Below are 16011 nucleotides of genomic sequence, written 5' to 3' on the forward strand. Positions count from 1 at the left end.
GGGTGCGGCGGTGACGGGGCGTTCGTGACGGCCGTGAGGTCCAACGCCCCTTGATTGGCGCCGGGTCGGCTGAAACAGTGGGCCCAGTGGACGCACTCAGACCTCACGACCCGCCGCGGATAGGCGCGCACGCACTGCTCGCCAGGCTCGGAGCGGGCGGCATGGGCCAGGTCCATCTGGGGTGTTCGCCCGGTGGGCGGCTGGTCGCGATCAAGGTCATCCGGGACGAGATCACCGACCATCCCGAGGCGCTCGGCCGCTTCCGCCGTGAGGTCGAGACCGTACGGGCGGTGCGCAGCGCGTACACCGCGAACCTGATCGACGCCTCGCTGGCCGAGCCGCCGTACTGGCTGGCGACCGAGTATGTGTCGGGCCCGACGCTCAGTCATGCCGTACGCCGTCGTGGGCCGTTCCCGGTGGCGACCTGCCGCGGAGTGTTCGCCGCGCTCGCCGAGGGGCTGGCGAGTGTCCATGCGTACGGAGTGACGCACCGGGATCTCAAGCCGCAGAACATCATCCTGTCCGCGCAGGGTCCGCAGCTGATCGACTTCGGGATCGCCCGCGGCACGGGGGACGCGGCGCTCACCGAGACGGGGCTCGCGCCCGGGACCCCCGGTTTCGCCGCGCCCGAGGTCCTGATGGCGCATCAGGTCGGACCGGCGGCGGATGTCTTCGCGCTGGGCTCGACGATGGCGTACGCGGCGACCGGGCGGGCGCCGTTCGGGGGCGGGCAGCCCGCCGGGATCGGCTACCGGGTGGTGCACGAGGAGATCGACCTGGGCGGCGTCGAGCCGGAGCTGGCCGGGCTGATCGGCCGCTGCGTGGCGAAGGACCCGGCGGCCCGCCCCTCGCTCACCGAGGTCATCGCGGCCTGCTCGGTGCGGGCGGCGCTGGTGGACGACGCGTTCTACGGGGCGCTGGCGGGGCTGGGCGAGGCGGCGCCTTCCGGGCCGGTGGATCCGGTGGTTCCGGTCGGGCCGGTGGAGCCGATCACGTCAAATCAACCCCAACGGACTACGCCAGCATCAGCTGTTCGGGTTTCCGAGTGAAGTAGGCAGTGAACCGGGGCCGAATGGGGGAGGGTTGAGGGATGCGCAAAGTCTTGGTCATGGGTGGGATCGGGTTCGGGGCGAGTCTGGGCTTCATCGGCCTGCTCGTCGTCGGAACGTACTCCGCCGCGGCCGGAATCGACAGGACCGGTTCCACCGTCGCGCTGGCCAAGGGCGCCGTGCCGGCCGCCTACCAGGCGACCGTGCAGAAGTGGGGCAACCTCTGTCCCGCGCTCAACCCCGCACTGCTCGCGGCGCAGTTGTACCAGGAGAGCGGCTGGGATCCGACGGCCAAGAGCCCGGCGAACGCGCAGGGGATGGCCCAGTTCATTCCCGGCACCTGGGCGACGCACGGTGTCGACGGCAACGGCGACGGCAAGAAGGACATCTGGGATCCGGCCGACGCGATTCCGTCAGCCGCGTCGTACGACTGCGAACTGGCCAAGTACGTGAAGAACGTGCCGGGCGATCAGAGCGACAACATGCTCGCCGCGTACAACGCGGGGTCGTACGCCGTCATCCAGCACGGCGGGGTCCCGCCGTACCGGGAGACGCAGAACTACGTCAAGGTCATCCGCACCCTGGAGAAGAGCTTCGCCAGGCCGGTCAACGGGGTGGCTCCGTCGCAGCAGGCCGCCGCGGCCATTTACTACGCGCAGCAGAAGCTCGGTACTCCGTATCTCTGGGGCGGGACCGGCACCGCGAGTCAGGGCGGGCGGTTCGACTGCTCGGGGCTGACGCAGGCCGCGTACCACAGCGTCGGGATCACGCTGCCGCGGGTGGCCAACGACCAGTACAACGCCGGGGAGCATCCGTCCCGCGATCAGCTGCTGCCGGGGGATCTGGTGTTCTTCTCGAACGACCTCTCCAACTCCCGTGCCATCCACCACGTGGGGCTGTACGTGGGCGGCGGTTACATGATCGACGCGCCGTACACCGGGTCGGTGATCCGCTTCGACAAGATCGACTCGCCGGACTACTTCGGGGCCACGCGCGTCACTCAGGATGGCGCAAATGCACTGCCCAAAAACGGATCGAAGGCCTGAGACGGTCCGTCGCCTGGCTTGAACTCGCTGTGACTCCGGCCCCTCTGAGCTGCGACGATGAGTCACTCTTCGATAACGGCCTGGTGATCATTCGGTAGAGAGCGGAACGCCGCGGGTGTGCCGGGCGTTCCCTTGTCCGGGACACCTACAAGAGTGCGCACTGACCGCGGGGGTTGGTACAGCGGCTTACACGGACGTACGCCGCGCAGTGGAGCGAAGGCAAAGGCAAGGGGCAGCGAATGGCTGGGCTCACCAACGATGGGTCGAACCTTGATGTCCAGCTGCTCTACGACATCAACGGCCTCGCGAAGTCGGCCCCCGGCTGGGCGGACCGGACCATGGAGTTCATCGGCGAGTACGGGATCCTGCTCGCGGTGGTGCTGCTGGTGCTGGGGTGCTGGTGGAGCGTGCGCAGGCGGCCGGACACCGAGTCGGCCGTGACGGCCGTCGCCGGGATCATCTGGGCGCCGCTGGCCGCCGGGATCGCTGTTCTGGTGAACGTACCGATCCGCGGATTCGTCCACCGGGCCCGGCCGTTCGTCGAGCATCAGGGGCTCGACGTCCTGGTGAAGGGCAAGACTGACTTCTCGTTCGTGAGCGATCACGCGACGCTCGCGATGGCGGTCGGGGCCGGACTCTTCGTGGCGCACCGGAAGTTCGGGCTCGCCGCGATCGGGCTCGCGCTGGCCGAGGGGTTCTGCCGGATCTTCATGGGCGTGCACTATCCGACGGATGTGGTCGGCGGGTTCGCGCTGGGGACGGCGGTGACGCTGCTGCTCTCGCCGTTCGCGATGGCGCTGCTGACCCCGGTGGTGCGGGCCGTCGCCCGGTCCGAGCGGGCGTGGATGCTGGTGCGGTCGCGGCGGACGCGGACGGTGGCGGCTGCCGCGGTGGAGATTCCGGAGGCGCGGTCGGAGTCGGGGCGGAACGATCTGGCCGCGTGACAGGTTCCGGTGCGGGGTGCGGGGTGCCGGTTGGCTGCGGGTTTTCGGGGCTCTGCCCCGGGCCCCGGTCCTCAATCGCCGGACGGGCTTGGTTTCGCCGGGCTTGAGTTTGCCCGGCTTGAGTTTGCCGGGCTTGAGTTTGGCGCGCGGGTATCCCTTGTCAGTTCCGCGTTGAACTGGGCTCCTGCCAGCAGGGCCAGGTTGGAGAGCCAGAGCCAGACCAGGAACACGACGACGCCGGCCAGCGATCCGTACAGCCTGCTGTACGTGCCGAACCCCGCCGCGTACGCCGTGAAGCCCGCCGACGCCATGAGCCAGAGCAGCGCCGCGAGTACGCCGCCGGGCAGGCCGCGGTGGGAGGTCCGGGCCGCGGGTGGTCCGGAGCGGAAGAGGAGCAGGACCAGCAGGGCCACACAGCAGAGCAGGGCCGGCCATTTGAGCAGGTTCCAGACGTCGGTTCCCGCGTTGCCCAGGCCCAGCGCGTGGCCCAGCGAGGCGGCCAGGGAGCCGCTGAGCACCAGGGCGAGCGCGCTCACCACCAGCAGCCCGAGCAGGGCCACGGCCGTCAGCAGGATGCGGTGCGCCTTGCGCAGGACGGGGCGCTCGTCCTTGACCTCGTACATGGAGTGCAGGGCGCGCCGGAAGACCGCGAGGTAGCTGGAGGCGGACCACAGCGCGCTGAACGAGCCGCCGATCAGGACGGTCAGAGCGGCGGAGCGCTGGCCCGCGACATGGCTGAGCGCCTGGTGCAGAGCGGTGCCGGATTCGGCGGGGGCCCAGGCGGTGACGTCGGCGATGAGTTCGTCGGTGGTCGTGGGGGCGACGAGGCTGATGACCGAAATGGTGACCAGGAGCGCGGGGACCAGCGCGAGGATCGCGTAGTAGGTGAGGGCGGCGGCCCAGTCGGACACGTCGTCGTTCCACAGGGAGACGGGGGTGCGGCGCAGCGCCGTCCCTCCACGTGACCAGGCGTCGGACACCGGGCGTGGGTCAGGTGCGCGGCGGCCGGGGCGGGGGATCCACGGAAGGGCGGGACTCTCGCCGGGCTCCGGTGCGGCCCGTCGCTCCATGCCCATGCATGCCTCTCCGCCGTCCGGTGCCGGTACCGGTGTTGATCCTGGTGCTGACAGTGGTGCCTACCGCTGACTCCTGCCCCCGGCCTGGGGGTTTACCCCGATCCGGCGTGGCCGGGTCAGTCGGCACAGCACAGCACAGCACAACACAACACAACACGGCACAGCGCAGCACGGCACAGCGCAGCACGGCGGGCCCGGCGCCGGGGGCGCCCCTGTCAGAGCGCCTGCGGGAAGTCGAACAGCCGCTGCGGGTCGTACTGCTTCTTCAGCCCGGCGAGTTTCGGCGCCCCCGCCCCGTAGTACGCCGACCGCCAGTCCGTCAGCTTCGGGTCGATGTAGTTCTGGTAGGCGCCCCCCGACGCGTACGGGCCCATCGCCCGGTGCGTGTCCTTGAGCCAGGCCTGCTGGGTGGTGCCCGCGGTGCCGGGCTGCCAGGACGCTATGTACTGGGCCAGCATCCGTGAACGCCGGTGCACGAACGCGGTGGCCGAGGGGGAGACCCGGTTGATCGCACCGCCGAGCGCGGTCAGCGCGACCGAGCCCGCGCCCTGGGTGGTGCCCGGACCGGCGACGGCCCGGGTCCTGGAGAGCAGGGCGTCGATGCCGTCCGCGGGGAGGATCCGGTCGTAGAAGTCCGAAGCGGCGGCGTACGTTTCGCGCCGCAGCGTTCCCGCGGTCCGGCGGCCGGGCGTCGGACCCGGCAGATGGCACTGGTCCTCGCTGAGGCTCGCGCAGCCCGCGTAGACGAGCATCGCGTCCTCGTAGCCACGCCTGCGCAGTGATACGGAACTGGCCGGGGCGCCCACCTGGTCGGCGAGGCGGTCGACCGCGTTCTGGAGGTCTCCGTACGTGCCCAGCGAGAACGCCGCGACGGAGACGCTCGGGGTACCTCCGCCCGAAGCGGCTTCCAGATGTGCCGACGACCAGATCTCGTCGGCCTGGTCGGGGCCCCACTTCTGCCAGGCGTCGATGACCGCGTGCGCCTTCGACCAGGGCCAGGACATATAGGCGGAGACGGTCCGCGGTGCCGCGTGCGTACGGAAGGTCATGGAGGTGACGACGCCGAAGTTGCCGTTGCCCGCGCCGCGCAGCGCCCAGAACAGGTCCTTGTTCTCCTTGGCGCTTGCCGTCAGGCGCTTGCCGTCGGCCGTGATCAGGGTGGCGGAGGTGAGGCTGTCGCAGGTCAGGCCGTACGCACGGGAGGCGACACCGTGGCCGCCGCCGAGGGTGAGTCCCGAGATGCCGACCGTGGGGCAGGAGCCGCCGGGGATGGCGCGGGAACTCCTGCCGAGGGTCTCGTACACGTCGACCAGCTTGGCGCCCGCGCCGATCGTGCCGTCGGCCGATATATGGGACAGCTTCGACACGTCGATGACGAGGCGGCCGTTGCCGGACGACCAGCCGGCGTAGGAGTGGCCGCCGTTGCGTATCGAGACGGGTATGTGGTGCGCACGCGCGTAGGCGAGGCACTCACGGATGTCGTCCTCGCCCGCGATGTACGCGACGGCTGCGGGCTTCAGGCTGTCGTACCGGGTGTTGTAGAGCTGACGGGCCGTGGGGTAGTCGGCGTCGCCGGGGCGGATGAGTTTGCCGTCGAGCCCGTGGGCGAGTGCGGTCCAGTCGGCGGCCGCGCGCGGCATGGAGCCGGAGCCGGTCGTGCCGGGCGGGGTGCTGCCGGGTGTGGTCCTGGTGGTGGTGGAACCGGTCGTGGAGCCCGGCGGCTTCTGGTCTGAACTGCCCGTATTGCCCGAACTGTTCGTGTTGCGGCAGGCAGCTGCGGTGGCCAGGACGGGTACGGCGGCGAGCAGAGTGCGACGTTGCATGAGTGAACCTCCCGGCGTACGAGACGAGTACCCCGGGTGTACGGGTTCCATGACGCGACCGTCCGTTCGGTCACCGGGCGGTGGGGGCGGGGTGGGAGCGGACGGGCCGACGGTGTCTCAGGTCTGTGCCGTGTGCTCCGCCGCGTCCGTACGGGCGCGTTCGCGCGAGCGGCGGGCCGGGCCGGTCCAGCCGCAGACACAGCGGGCCGTGCAGAAGGAGCCGCGTTCGGAGGTCGTGGTGGTGTGCTGCCGGGGGTTCCGCAGGGGGTCGTCGTCGCGCACCCGTCCACGGTACTGGGGCGTGACGAGGGTTCACGGAAGTCGTTAGGCGAAGGAGGCGGGCGCGGACGATTACTGGCCAGGCGTTGGGGGTTGGCAGGCGATGGTGGAGCAGTACAGAGGCAGGGCCAGGGCGCTCGCCGGTGCCGCGTTCGCTCTGGCGGGGGTGGTGGGGGCCGGTGGCTGTACGGCCGGGACCGGGGCGTCGGCCGACGACCGGAACGGCGGGCCGGAGGCGGTGCGGGAGGCCGCGCACGTCCTGGCCGGGGCCGGCAGCTCCCGGGCCAGGACGGCGATGACGATGGCGACCGGCGGGACGCGGGTGACCATCCGGGGCACCGGCGGCTTCGACTTCAGGCGGCGCAGCGGCCGGCTCCGGGTCGTCCTGCCTCCGGATGCCGCGGGGGCTGAGGAGCATCCGCCGATCACCGAACTCCTGACGCCCGCCGCGGTCTACATGAAGAACAGGGGCGCCAATGTGCCCGCCGGTGAGTGGGTACGGATCGAGCCGGCGAAACTCTCCGACGGGAACCTGGTGACCAACGGGGCGACCGATCCGCTGGTCGCGGCCGAGCTGCTGCGCGGGGCGCGCGGGGTGGCGTACGCCGGTACGGAGGAGCTGGCCGGTACGCGGGTGCGGCACTACAAGGGGATTGCCGATCTGTCGGTGGCCGCCCGGAACGCGGCGCCGCAGGCCAGGGCGGTGCTGGCCGCGGCGGCGAAAGGGTTCGCCGGACCCGGTGTGCCCTTCGACGCCTACTTCGACGCCCGGGGCCGGCTGCGCAAGGTGCGCGAGATGTTCAGCTTCGCCAACAAGGGGCAAACGGTCCAGGTGGCGTCGACGACGCTGCTCTACGACTTCGGCGCACCGGTGTCGGTGACGCTGCCGCCGCTCGGCGACATCTACGCCGGGAGCGTCGAGTAGGAGTCGGGCGGGGGTCGCGTGGGGGCCGAGAGGAACCGTCAGGAACCAGTGGGAAATGGTCCGTCCGTGCCATGCGCGGCGTGTACGCGTTTCCCTACGCTGGGAAGTCGGCTCAGAAAGGGGTGATGGCCATGGCCGGAGTGCTGACCGTCCAGGACCGTATCGCCCTCGTCGAGATCGAACTGTGCGGAGAGTTGATGATCGCGGCCGCCGCTTCGCTGGAGGAGCGGCTCAGCCAGGCCCGTATCGACGAGGTGCTGATGGTGAGGACCGCGCGGCCCGCGCGGACCGCGCCCCCGGAGGGGTGCGCCGGCACCCGCCGGGACCGCGAACGCGACCGCTGAGCGGGACGCGGCAACCGGAGGACGCAGGGTGGCCGGGGGCAGGGCTCCCGGCCGCACCGACTGCCCGGCGGCTCTGGCTCCCGCGGTCGCAGCGGTCGCAGCGGTCGCAGCGGTCGCAGCCGGGGGCAGCGGCCGCCCTGACCGTACCGACCGACGATTTTCAGCCACCGCCGACCACCACCAGTCACCGCCGACCATCACCAGTCACCACCGGCCACAGCCGGCGACCACTGGGCGGAGCGGGGGCTCAGGTGCGCAGCAGCCGGGCGATCGCCTTGGTGGCTTCCTCGACCTTCGCGTCGATCTCCTCACCGCCGCGGACCGCCGCGTCCGCCACGCAGTGCCGCAGGTGCTCCTCCAGGAGCTGGAGCGCGAAGGACTGCAGGGCCTTGGTGGAGGCCGATACCTGGGTGAGTATGTCGATGCAGTAGACGTCCTCGTCCACGAGCCGCTGGAGCCCGCGGATCTGGCCCTCGATCCGGCGCAGCCGCTTGAGGTGTTCGTCCTTCTGCTTGTGGTAGCCGTGCACGACGGGCTCGGTGCCCGGCTCCTGGCCCGTACGGTCGGGCGCGCCGGCCGCCTCGGTGGTTGTCATCGCGTCCTCCCGTTGTGGAACCGTTGTGAATGATGGTGTCTCGCTGTCCAGAAAGGTTCTTGATACCCCTCGTGGGTATATAGTACCGATCCTTCCGAAAATCGGGGCGGGCCCCGTGCTGATCACTGTGCCCCATGGGCGACACTGAACAACGCCGGTTAGCCGTGGCCGGATGATGCGCCTAGCATCAGCCTGACCGAATCCAGAGCCCCGAGGACCCCACGTGCGCTTTCGTCTGACCCCCAGGGAGACGAGCTTCTACGACATGTTCGCCGCATCCGCGGACAACATCGTCACGGGCTCGAAGCTCCTCATGGAACTGCTCGGCGCGGACGCATCCGGCCGGGTCGAGATCGCGGAGCGGATGCGGGCAGCGGAGCACGCGGGGGACGACGCGACTCACGCGATCTTCCACCAGCTCAACTCCTCCTTCATCACGCCGTTCGACCGCGAGGACATCTACAACCTCGCCTCGTGCCTCGACGACATCATGGACTTCATGGAGGAGGCCGTCGACCTCGTCGTGCTGTACCAGGTCGAGGAGCTGCCCAAGGGCGTCGAGCAGCAGATCGAGGTGCTGGCCAGGGCAGCTGTGCTGACCGCTGAGGCGATGCCGAGCCTGCGGACGATGAACAACCTGACCGAGTACTGGATCGAGGTCAACCGGCTGGAGAACCAGGCCGACCAGATCCACCGCAAGCTGCTCGCCCACCTCTTCAATGGCAAGTACGACGCCATGGAGGTCCTGAAGCTCAAGCAGATCGTGGATGTGCTGGAAGAGGCTGCCGACGCGTTCGAGCACGTGGCCAACACGGTGGAGACCATCGCGGTCAAGGAGTCCTGAACCTCGTGGACACCTTCACTCTGATCGTGACCATTGCTGTCGCGCTCGGATTCACCTACACGAACGGCTTCCACGACTCCGCCAATGCCATCGCGACCTCGGTGTCCACCCGGGCGCTGACGCCGCGTGCGGCTCTGGCGATGGCCGCTGTGATGAACCTCGCGGGCGCCTTCCTGGGCAGCGGGGTCGCCAAGACCGTCAGTGAAGGGCTGATCGCCACGCCCACCGGGCAGAAGGGGATGGGCATCCTCTTCTCCGCGCTCGTCGGCGCGATCGTCTGGAACCTGATCACCTGGTACTTCGGGCTGCCGTCCTCGTCCTCGCACGCCCTGTTCGGCGGACTGGTCGGCGCCGCGCTCGCGGGCGGCACGATGGTGCACTGGAGCGGGGTGGTCGAGAAGATCGTCATCCCGATGTTCCTGTCCCCGGTCGTCGGTCTTGTGGTCGGCTATCTGGTGATGGTCGCGATCCTGTGGTTGTTCCGTAAGTCCAACCCGCACAAGGCGAAGCGCGGATTCCGTATCGCCCAGACGGTCTCCGCCGCGGGCATGGCGCTCGGCCACGGTCTTCAGGACGCGCAGAAGACCATGGGTGTCGTCATGATGGCCCTGGTCATCTCCGGGCACGAGACCTTCAGCGACGCGATCCCCGTCTGGGTCAAGCTCGTCTGCGCGCTGATGCTCTCGCTCGGTACGTACGCGGGCGGCTGGCGCATCATGCGGACCCTCGGCCGCAAGATCATCGAGTTGGACCCGCCGCAGGGCTTCGCGGCGGAGACCACCGGTGCCGCGATCATGTTCGGCTCGTCGTACCTCTTCCAGGCGCCGATCTCGACCACGCACGTCATCACCTCGGCGATCATGGGTGTGGGAGCGACCAAGCGCCCGCGCGCGGTGCGCTGGGGCGTGGCCAAGAACATCGTCCTCGGCTGGTTCATCACCATGCCGGCCGCCGCGGTCGTCGCTGCCCTCAGCTACTGGGTCGTCCTGCTGCTGTTCTGACCGCCGGCGCACTCGCCCGGGCGGCCGTACGAAGTGGGCCCGCCCCCCGGAATCCACGGGGGGCGGGCCCTTTTTTCTGCCTTGCGGTGGCACCGCCATGCAGCACCGCAAGCCGTGGCGTCTATCCGAAGCGGCCCGAGATGTAGTCCTCGGTCGCCTGGACTGACGGGTTCGAGAAGATCCGTTCGGTCTCGTCGATCTCGATGAGCCGGCCCGGCTTGCCCACCGCCGAGAGGTTGAAGAAGGCCGTGCGGTCCGAGACGCGCGCCGCCTGCTGCATGTTGTGCGTCACGATGACGATCGTGAAGCGTTCCTTCAGCTCGCCCACCAGGTCCTCGATGGCGAGGGTGGAGATCGGGTCGAGCGCCGAGCACGGCTCGTCCATCAGCAGGACCTGCGGTTCGACCGCGATGGCGCGGGCGATGCAGAGCCGCTGCTGCTGGCCGCCGGAGAGCCCGGAGCCCGGCTTGTTGAGGCGGTCCTTGACCTCGTTCCAGAGGTTGGCGCCCCGGAGCGACTTCTCGACGATGTCGGTCAGCTCGCTCTTGCGGTACGAGCCGTTGAGGCGCAGGCCCGCCGCGACGTTGTCGAAGATCGACATGGTCGGGAAGGGGTTCGGGCGCTGGAAGACCATGCCGACCGTACGGCGTACGGCGACGGGGTCGACGTGGCTCCCGTACAGGTTCTCGTCGTCCAGCATCACCTTGCCCTCGACGCGGCCGCCCGGGGTGACCTCGTGCATCCGGTTGAGGGTGCGCAGGAAGGTCGACTTGCCGCAGCCGGACGGGCCGATGAAGGCGGTCACCGAGCGGGGTTCCACGGTCATCGAGATGTCCTCGATGGCCTTGTGGGAGCTGTAGTAGGCGGTCAGGCCGCTGATGTCGATTCGCTTGGCCATGAAAATCAGCTTCTTCTCTCGGCCTCAGCGGCCGGTCTTCGGGGCCTTCCAGCGGGCTATGCCGCGGGCGACGAGGTTCAGGATCATGACGAAGGCGATCAGCACCAGTGCCGCTGCCCAGGCCCGGTCGATCGCGGGCGGCTCGCCGAGCTTGTACTGCTCGAAGATGTAGTACGGCAGGGAGGACTGGCCGTCCTTGAAGGGGTTGGTGTTGATCATCTGGCTGCCGAACACCAGCAGCATGATCGGCGCGGTCTCCCCGGCGATGCGCGCGATGGCCAGCATCACACCGGTGGTGATACCGCCGATCGCGGTCGGCAGGACGACCTTGAGGATCATGCGCCACTTCGGTACGCCGAGGGCCAGCGCCGCTTCGCGCAGCTCGTTCGGGACGAGCTTGAGCATCTCCTCGGTGGAGCGGACCACGACCGGCATCATCAGGATCGTCAGCGCGAGCGAGCCCATCAGGCCCGAGGGCGCGGTGTCGGTCATCAGCATGATCGACAGGATGAACAGGCCGGCGACGATGGACGGGATGCCGGTCATGACGTCCACGAAGAACGTCACGGCCCTGGCCAGCGCGCCCTTGCCGTACTCCACCAGATAGACGGCCGTCAGCAGGCCGATGGGGACGGCGATCACCGTGGCGATGCCGACCTGCTCCACGGTGCCGACCAGCGCGTGGTAGACGCCGCCGCCCTGGTCGGACGAGAGGACGCCGACCATCGAGTGGGTGAGGAAGTTGACGCTGAGGTCCTTGACCCCGTGGCCGACGGTCGTCCAGAGCAGCGAGAGCAGCGGGATGACGGCCAGGATGAAGCAGACCCAGATGATGCTGGTCGCGAAGCGGTCCTTGGCCTGGCGCTTGTTCTCGACCAGCGCGGTCGTGACGTAGGAGAGCGCGAGGAAGGCGACGACGGCGATCAGGCCCCACTGGACCTTGCTGCTGAGGCCGGCGGCGGTGCCGGTGCCCACGCCGATCACGATCGCGGCGGCGGCGAAGCCGGCCGGCGCCCAGCGGGGGAGGCTGCGGGCGCTGAGGCTCGGAGCCGCGTGCACGCGCGGCGTCTGCTCCTGCCCGGTCTCTACGGCTGTGTCGCTCATGCGTTGGCCCCCGAGTACTCCTTGCGGCGGGCGATGATCAGCCGGGCCGCGCCGTTCACGAGCAGGGTGAGGACGAAGAGGACCAGGCCGGACGCGATCAGGGCGTCACGCCCCAGCGGGTTGGCCTCGTCGAACTTCGCCGCGATGTTCTGGGCGAAGGTGCCGCCGCCCGGGTCGAGCAGGTGCAGCGAAATCACATAGCTGGGCGAGAGGACCGTGGCGACGGCCATCGTCTCGCCGAGCGCCCGGCCCAGGCCCAGCATGGAGGCCGAGATGACACCCGAGCGTCCGAAGGGCAGTACGGAGAGCCGGATGACCTCCCAGCGGGTGGCGCCGAGGGCGAGCGCGGCTTCCTCGTTCATCCGCGGGACCTGGAGGAAGACCTCCCGGCTGACGCTGGTCACGATCGGCAGGATCATGATCGCCAGCAGGATGCCGACGGTCAGCATGTTCCGCGAGACGCCGGGCTGCGTCTGGTCGAAGATGTACGTCCAGCCGAAGTACTGGTCGAGCCAGACGTTGAGGCCGCCGAGGTAGGGCACCAGGATCAGGGCGCCCCAGATGCCGTAGATGATGCTGGGCACCGCGGCCAGCAGGTCCACCACGTACGCGAGTGTGGTGGCCAGCCTGCGCGGCGCGTAGTGCGAGATGAAGAGCGCGATGCCGACGGCGACGGGGACCGCGATGACCATCGCGATGACCGAGCTGATGACGGTGCCGACGAGCAGGACCGCGATGCCGAAGACCGGCGGTGTCTGCGAGGGCAGCCAGTCGAACGTCGTGAAGAAGTTGCCCTGGTCCTTCGAGATGGCGATGGAGGCGCGGTAGGTGAGGAACCCCGCGATCGCTGCCATCACCACGAGGAGCAGGACGCCCGAGCCTCTGGAGAGGCCGAGGAAGACCCGGTCGCCCAGCCGGCCGGTGGACGGGCCCGACGGGGTGTGGAGGGGGGTTTCCGGTGGAGGGGTGTCTATCTGTGCGGTGGTAGCCATGGTGGTCTTTCCGGTCTGTGTGGGGGAGCTGTGGCTCCCCTGGCGGCGGTGCACCGGATGGGGGGGCGGTGACCGGCCCGGAGGAGCGCTCCGGGCCGGACGCCGTCACTGCTGTGGAACGTGGGGAACGTGGGGAACCGGACTACGAGATCGTGGCGAGCGTCTTGCGCACCTTGGCGTTGATCTCGGTCGGGATCGGCGCGTAACCGGCGGTCGAGAGCTGCTTCTGGCCCTCGTCGCTCGCCGTGTAGTTCAGGAAGGACTTGACGGTGCCGAGGGTGTCGGACTTGTTGCCCTTGTCACAGACGATCTCGTACGTCACCAGGACGATCGGGTACGCGCCGTCGGCCTTGGTGGTGTAGTCGAGCTTGAGCGACAGGTCGGAGCCGGTGCCGACGACCTTGGCCGCGGCGATGGCCTTGGAGGCGTTGTCGGAGGTCGCTTCGACGGGGGCGCTGGCGCCCGTGTCGATCTTGACCGTGGAGATCTTCTGCGAGGTGGCGTACGAGAGCTCGAAGTAGCCGATCGAGCCGTCGACCTGCTTCACCTGCTGGGAGACACCGGCCGAACCGGCCGCGGCCTGGCCGCCGGGCGCGGGCCACGACTTGCCGACCGGGTACTTCCAGTCGCCGGGCGCCGCCGCGGTCAGGTACTTGCTCAGGTTCTCCGTGGTGCCGGAGTCCTCGGCGCGGTGGAAGGGCTGGATCGCCTTGGACGGCAGCTTCGCGCCGGGGTTGAGCTTCTTGATCGCCGGGTCGTCCCAGGTCTTGATCTTCGCCGAGAAGATCTTCGCCAGCGTGGGGGCGTCGAGGACCAGGTTGTCCACGCCCTCCAGGTGGTAGCCGACCGCGATGGGGCCGCCGACCATCGGGAGGTCGATGCCCTGGCCGCCGCCGGTGCAGACCTTCTTGGAGTCCGCGACCTCGGCGGGCTTCAGCGGCGAGTCCGAACCGGCGTAGCCGACCGTGCCCTGGTTGAAGGCGACGATGCCCTCACCGGACGAGGACGACTTGTAGTTGATGTCGACACCGGGGCAGGCGGCCATGTAGCCCTTGGCCCACAGGTCCATCGCGTTCTTCTGCGCGCTCGAACCGGAGGCGCGCAGCTGGCCCTTCGCACCGTCGCACTTGACGTCGGATGCGGCGTTCGTCTTGGTGCCGGTGCCTCCGGTCGAGCCGCTGTTGTTGTCCGAACCGCACGCCGTGAGGACCAGGGCGCCGGATACGGCGAGGGCGCCGAGCGCGGCGGCGCGAAGCCGGGTCTTGCGCTGCTGAAGCTTCACTTCGGGTGTTCCTTCCAGGAGCCGCCGGGTTTCGATTCGTTGTACGGCGGCGTGCGAAGAGGTGACCGGTGCGGCGGGGTGCCGTGCACCGTGTAAGGCCGAAATTAGGCAGATCAGGTGAAGTGGCCGACGGGGGTGAGTGAACGGAGAGTGAACCTCGGCGGACGACCGGGTGCGGGGTCCTGTGCGGTGACCGCAGGGTGACGCACCGTCCGCCGCCACAGGCCCCGTACGCCCCATGCCTCTGTACGGCACCGCTGTTTCCAGCCCTTCTGCGGCGCCTCTGTGGCCTCGCGGTGGCCCGTTGTTTCCGGGCGTTTCCGGGCCTCCTGGGCCGGTCCGGTGCGGTCCGGTGGCGTCAGCGCAGCGCGGCGTGCAGTGCGTCGAGCAGTTCCCGGTCGCGCTGCTGGGTGAGGCGGGCGCGGGCAGCGGCCGGGGAGAGCCAGCGCACCCGGTCCACCTCGCTGTTCGGGGTGAACTCTCCGGCCGTCGCCTCGGCGGCCCAGTAGCTGACCTCCTTGGGGCGGCCGTTCGCCCGGTACCGCACGGTGGGGAGGCGGGCGCCGGGGGCGCAGTCGTGGCCGGTCTCCTCGTGGACCTCGCGCAGTGCGGCGGCCAGGGTGTCCTCGCCCGGTTTCAGCTTGCCCTTCGGGTGCGACCAGTCGTCGTACTTCGGCCGGTGGACCAGGCAGATCTCCAGCCCGCCGGCCGGGGCGCGGCGCCACAGCACGCACCCCGCCGCCCGTACGGGAACCTCCGCGTCACTCGTCATGGAGCGCTCACCGCCGTGCGCTGCCAGGTCTGCTGGAAGGTGTAGCGGGCGGCTTCGACCTCGTGGCGCTGGTCGGCGTGGAGCACCCCCAGTGCGTACGCCGTCGCCGGGGCGATCCGGGGCGTACGGGCCGCCGAAGCGGCCGCCCCCGCGGCCTCGGCCGCTTCGCGGTGCTGGTCGAGGGCCTGGCCCGCGCCGTAGAGCCGCAGGTCGGGGCCCGGCCGGTCGTCCTGGCCGGCGTGCAGGGCCTCCTGCGCGTAGCGGTGCAGCCGCAGCAGCAGTCTGACCTGGTGCCAGGGGGCGTCCTGGGCGTCGCTCAGCCCCTCCGCGTTGTACGGGTGCGCGGCCCGGTGCAGCGGCAGCGCCGCCACCGCGTCCGAGAGTCTGCGGCCCGCCGTCTCGGCCGCGGGCGGCAGGGTCTCGGTGGCGTACGTGGTCGCGGCGGGCGCGAACGGCACGTCCGACGCCAGCAGGGCGACGGCGTCCGCGACCGCGTGGAAGCGGGAGGAGCCCAGCGCCTGGAGCGCCGCCGAGTGGGCGCGGGTCCTGGCCAGGGTCAGCTGCCGCTCCAGGAGCGCGCCGGCGCGCGCGGCGCCCATGGCGAGCGCGGGGTGCGGGGCCGTCCCGTCGCGCGGCCCCGGCAGCGAAGCCGTACCGGCCGAGAGCCTGCCGAGTGCTTCGAGCAGCCGGGCCAGCCGCTCGGCGTACGCGTGCTCACGGGCCAGCGTGCCGGAGAGCCAGGCCAGTTCGGACCGCAGCTGGTCGGCCCAGGCCGCGTCGAGGTGGCCGCGGAAGGTGTGCAGGGTGCCGCTGATACGGCGGGCGGACCGGCGCAGCGCGCGGGCGGCCTCCTCGTCTCCTTCCGAGTACGTGCGCAGGCTGCGCAGGAACTCCGCGGCCTGGTCGTGCAGATAGCGGGCGAGGAGCTGGCCCGCGGTCGCCGTCGGGTCAGGGCGTGGCACGACTGCGCCTCCGGGGAGCGTCAAGGGGTGGTCGCACGGCGGCGCCTCCGTGGGGCATCAAGACGCCTCCGTGGG

The 16011-nt window shown here is 70.1% G+C and carries 17 protein-coding genes; 7 read left to right on the forward strand and 10 right to left on the reverse strand.

Annotation, left to right across the window (positions count from 1 at the left end):
* The first annotated feature begins 86 nt into the window (after window positions 1–86).
* The 3 genes from OG385_RS16795 (at window position 87) to OG385_RS16805 (ending at window position 3039) form a co-directional block, all read left to right on the forward strand.
* The gene (locus OG385_RS16795; RefSeq protein ID WP_266855450.1) at window positions 87–1049 is read left to right on the forward strand and encodes a serine/threonine-protein kinase; all 963 of its coding nucleotides are present in this window, start codon (window positions 87–89) and stop codon (window positions 1047–1049) included.
* A 41-nt stretch (window positions 1050–1090) separates the two neighbouring features.
* Window positions 1091–2095: a bifunctional lytic transglycosylase/C40 family peptidase gene (locus tag OG385_RS16800; RefSeq protein ID WP_266855451.1), complete on the forward strand. Its 1005-nt coding sequence runs from the start codon at window positions 1091–1093 to the stop codon at window positions 2093–2095.
* 239 nt (window positions 2096–2334) lie between these two features.
* On the forward strand, window positions 2335–3039 hold the full coding sequence (locus tag OG385_RS16805; RefSeq protein WP_266855452.1) for a phosphatase PAP2 family protein: 705 nt from the start codon (window positions 2335–2337) through the stop codon (window positions 3037–3039).
* Window positions 3040–3110: 71 nt separating this feature from the next.
* Here the strand turns inward: OG385_RS16805 and OG385_RS16810 are convergent, their stop codons facing one another.
* From OG385_RS16810 to OG385_RS16820, 3 genes are all read right to left on the reverse strand, one after another.
* On the reverse strand, window positions 3111–4019 hold the full coding sequence (locus OG385_RS16810; protein ID WP_266855453.1) for a YihY/virulence factor BrkB family protein: 909 nt from the start codon (window positions 4017–4019) through the stop codon (window positions 3111–3113).
* A gap of 311 nt (window positions 4020–4330) precedes the next feature.
* Window positions 4331–5938 (reverse strand): FAD-binding oxidoreductase, encoded by a 1608-nt coding sequence (locus OG385_RS16815; protein WP_266855454.1) that lies wholly within the window; start codon window positions 5936–5938, stop codon window positions 4331–4333.
* 117 nt (window positions 5939–6055) lie between these two features.
* Window positions 6056–6220 (reverse strand): hypothetical protein, encoded by a 165-nt coding sequence (locus tag OG385_RS16820; protein WP_266855455.1) that lies wholly within the window; start codon window positions 6218–6220, stop codon window positions 6056–6058.
* A gap of 100 nt (window positions 6221–6320) precedes the next feature.
* Between OG385_RS16820 and OG385_RS16825 the strand changes: the two genes are divergently transcribed.
* On the forward strand, window positions 6321–7142 hold the full coding sequence (locus OG385_RS16825) for a hypothetical protein (RefSeq protein ID WP_266855456.1): 822 nt from the start codon (window positions 6321–6323) through the stop codon (window positions 7140–7142).
* A gap of 131 nt (window positions 7143–7273) precedes the next feature.
* A complete protein-coding gene (locus tag OG385_RS16830) occupies window positions 7274–7486 on the forward strand; it encodes a hypothetical protein (RefSeq protein WP_266855457.1) in 213 nt (70 codons plus the stop codon).
* 247 nt (window positions 7487–7733) lie between these two features.
* Here OG385_RS16830 and OG385_RS16835 read toward each other — a convergent pair whose 3' ends face one another.
* A complete protein-coding gene (locus tag OG385_RS16835) occupies window positions 7734–8081 on the reverse strand; it encodes a metal-sensitive transcriptional regulator (RefSeq protein WP_266855458.1) in 348 nt (115 codons plus the stop codon).
* A 223-nt stretch (window positions 8082–8304) separates the two neighbouring features.
* Here OG385_RS16835 and OG385_RS16840 point away from each other — a divergent pair, with 223 nt between their 5' ends.
* A complete protein-coding gene (locus OG385_RS16840; protein ID WP_164266361.1) occupies window positions 8305–8925 on the forward strand; it encodes a DUF47 domain-containing protein in 621 nt (206 codons plus the stop codon).
* Window positions 8926–8930: 5 nt separating this feature from the next.
* The gene (locus tag OG385_RS16845) at window positions 8931–9926 is read left to right on the forward strand and encodes an inorganic phosphate transporter (RefSeq protein ID WP_266855459.1); all 996 of its coding nucleotides are present in this window, start codon (window positions 8931–8933) and stop codon (window positions 9924–9926) included.
* 121 nt (window positions 9927–10047) lie between these two features.
* Here the strand turns inward: OG385_RS16845 and pstB are convergent, their stop codons facing one another.
* The 6 genes from pstB to OG385_RS16875 all read right to left on the reverse strand — a co-directional run bounded on the left by pstB (window position 10048) and on the right by OG385_RS16875 (window position 15936).
* Window positions 10048–10824: a phosphate ABC transporter ATP-binding protein PstB gene (gene pstB / locus OG385_RS16850; protein ID WP_266855460.1), complete on the reverse strand. Its 777-nt coding sequence runs from the start codon at window positions 10822–10824 to the stop codon at window positions 10048–10050.
* Window positions 10825–10848: 24 nt separating this feature from the next.
* On the reverse strand, window positions 10849–11928 hold the full coding sequence (pstA, locus tag OG385_RS16855; RefSeq protein ID WP_266855461.1) for a phosphate ABC transporter permease PstA: 1080 nt from the start codon (window positions 11926–11928) through the stop codon (window positions 10849–10851).
* Window positions 11925–12920, reverse strand: a complete 996-nt coding sequence (pstC, locus tag OG385_RS16860) for a phosphate ABC transporter permease subunit PstC (protein ID WP_266855462.1) — start codon at window positions 12918–12920, stop codon at window positions 11925–11927. The genes pstA and pstC overlap by 4 nt, the downstream gene beginning before the upstream one ends.
* A gap of 142 nt (window positions 12921–13062) precedes the next feature.
* A complete protein-coding gene (gene pstS / locus OG385_RS16865) occupies window positions 13063–14202 on the reverse strand; it encodes a phosphate ABC transporter substrate-binding protein PstS (protein ID WP_266855463.1) in 1140 nt (379 codons plus the stop codon).
* A 358-nt stretch (window positions 14203–14560) separates the two neighbouring features.
* Window positions 14561–14974: an NUDIX hydrolase gene (locus OG385_RS16870; protein WP_266855464.1), complete on the reverse strand. Its 414-nt coding sequence runs from the start codon at window positions 14972–14974 to the stop codon at window positions 14561–14563.
* Entirely contained in the window at window positions 14971–15936 is a 966-nt protein-coding gene (locus OG385_RS16875) for a CHAD domain-containing protein (RefSeq protein WP_266855465.1), read from the reverse strand. Before OG385_RS16875 ends, OG385_RS16870 begins: the two co-directional genes overlap by 4 nt.
* Between the last annotated feature and the right edge of the window lie 75 nt (window positions 15937–16011).

Source organism: Streptomyces sp. NBC_01306, from assembly GCF_026340465.1.
Taxonomy (GTDB): domain Bacteria; phylum Actinomycetota; class Actinomycetes; order Streptomycetales; family Streptomycetaceae; genus Streptomyces.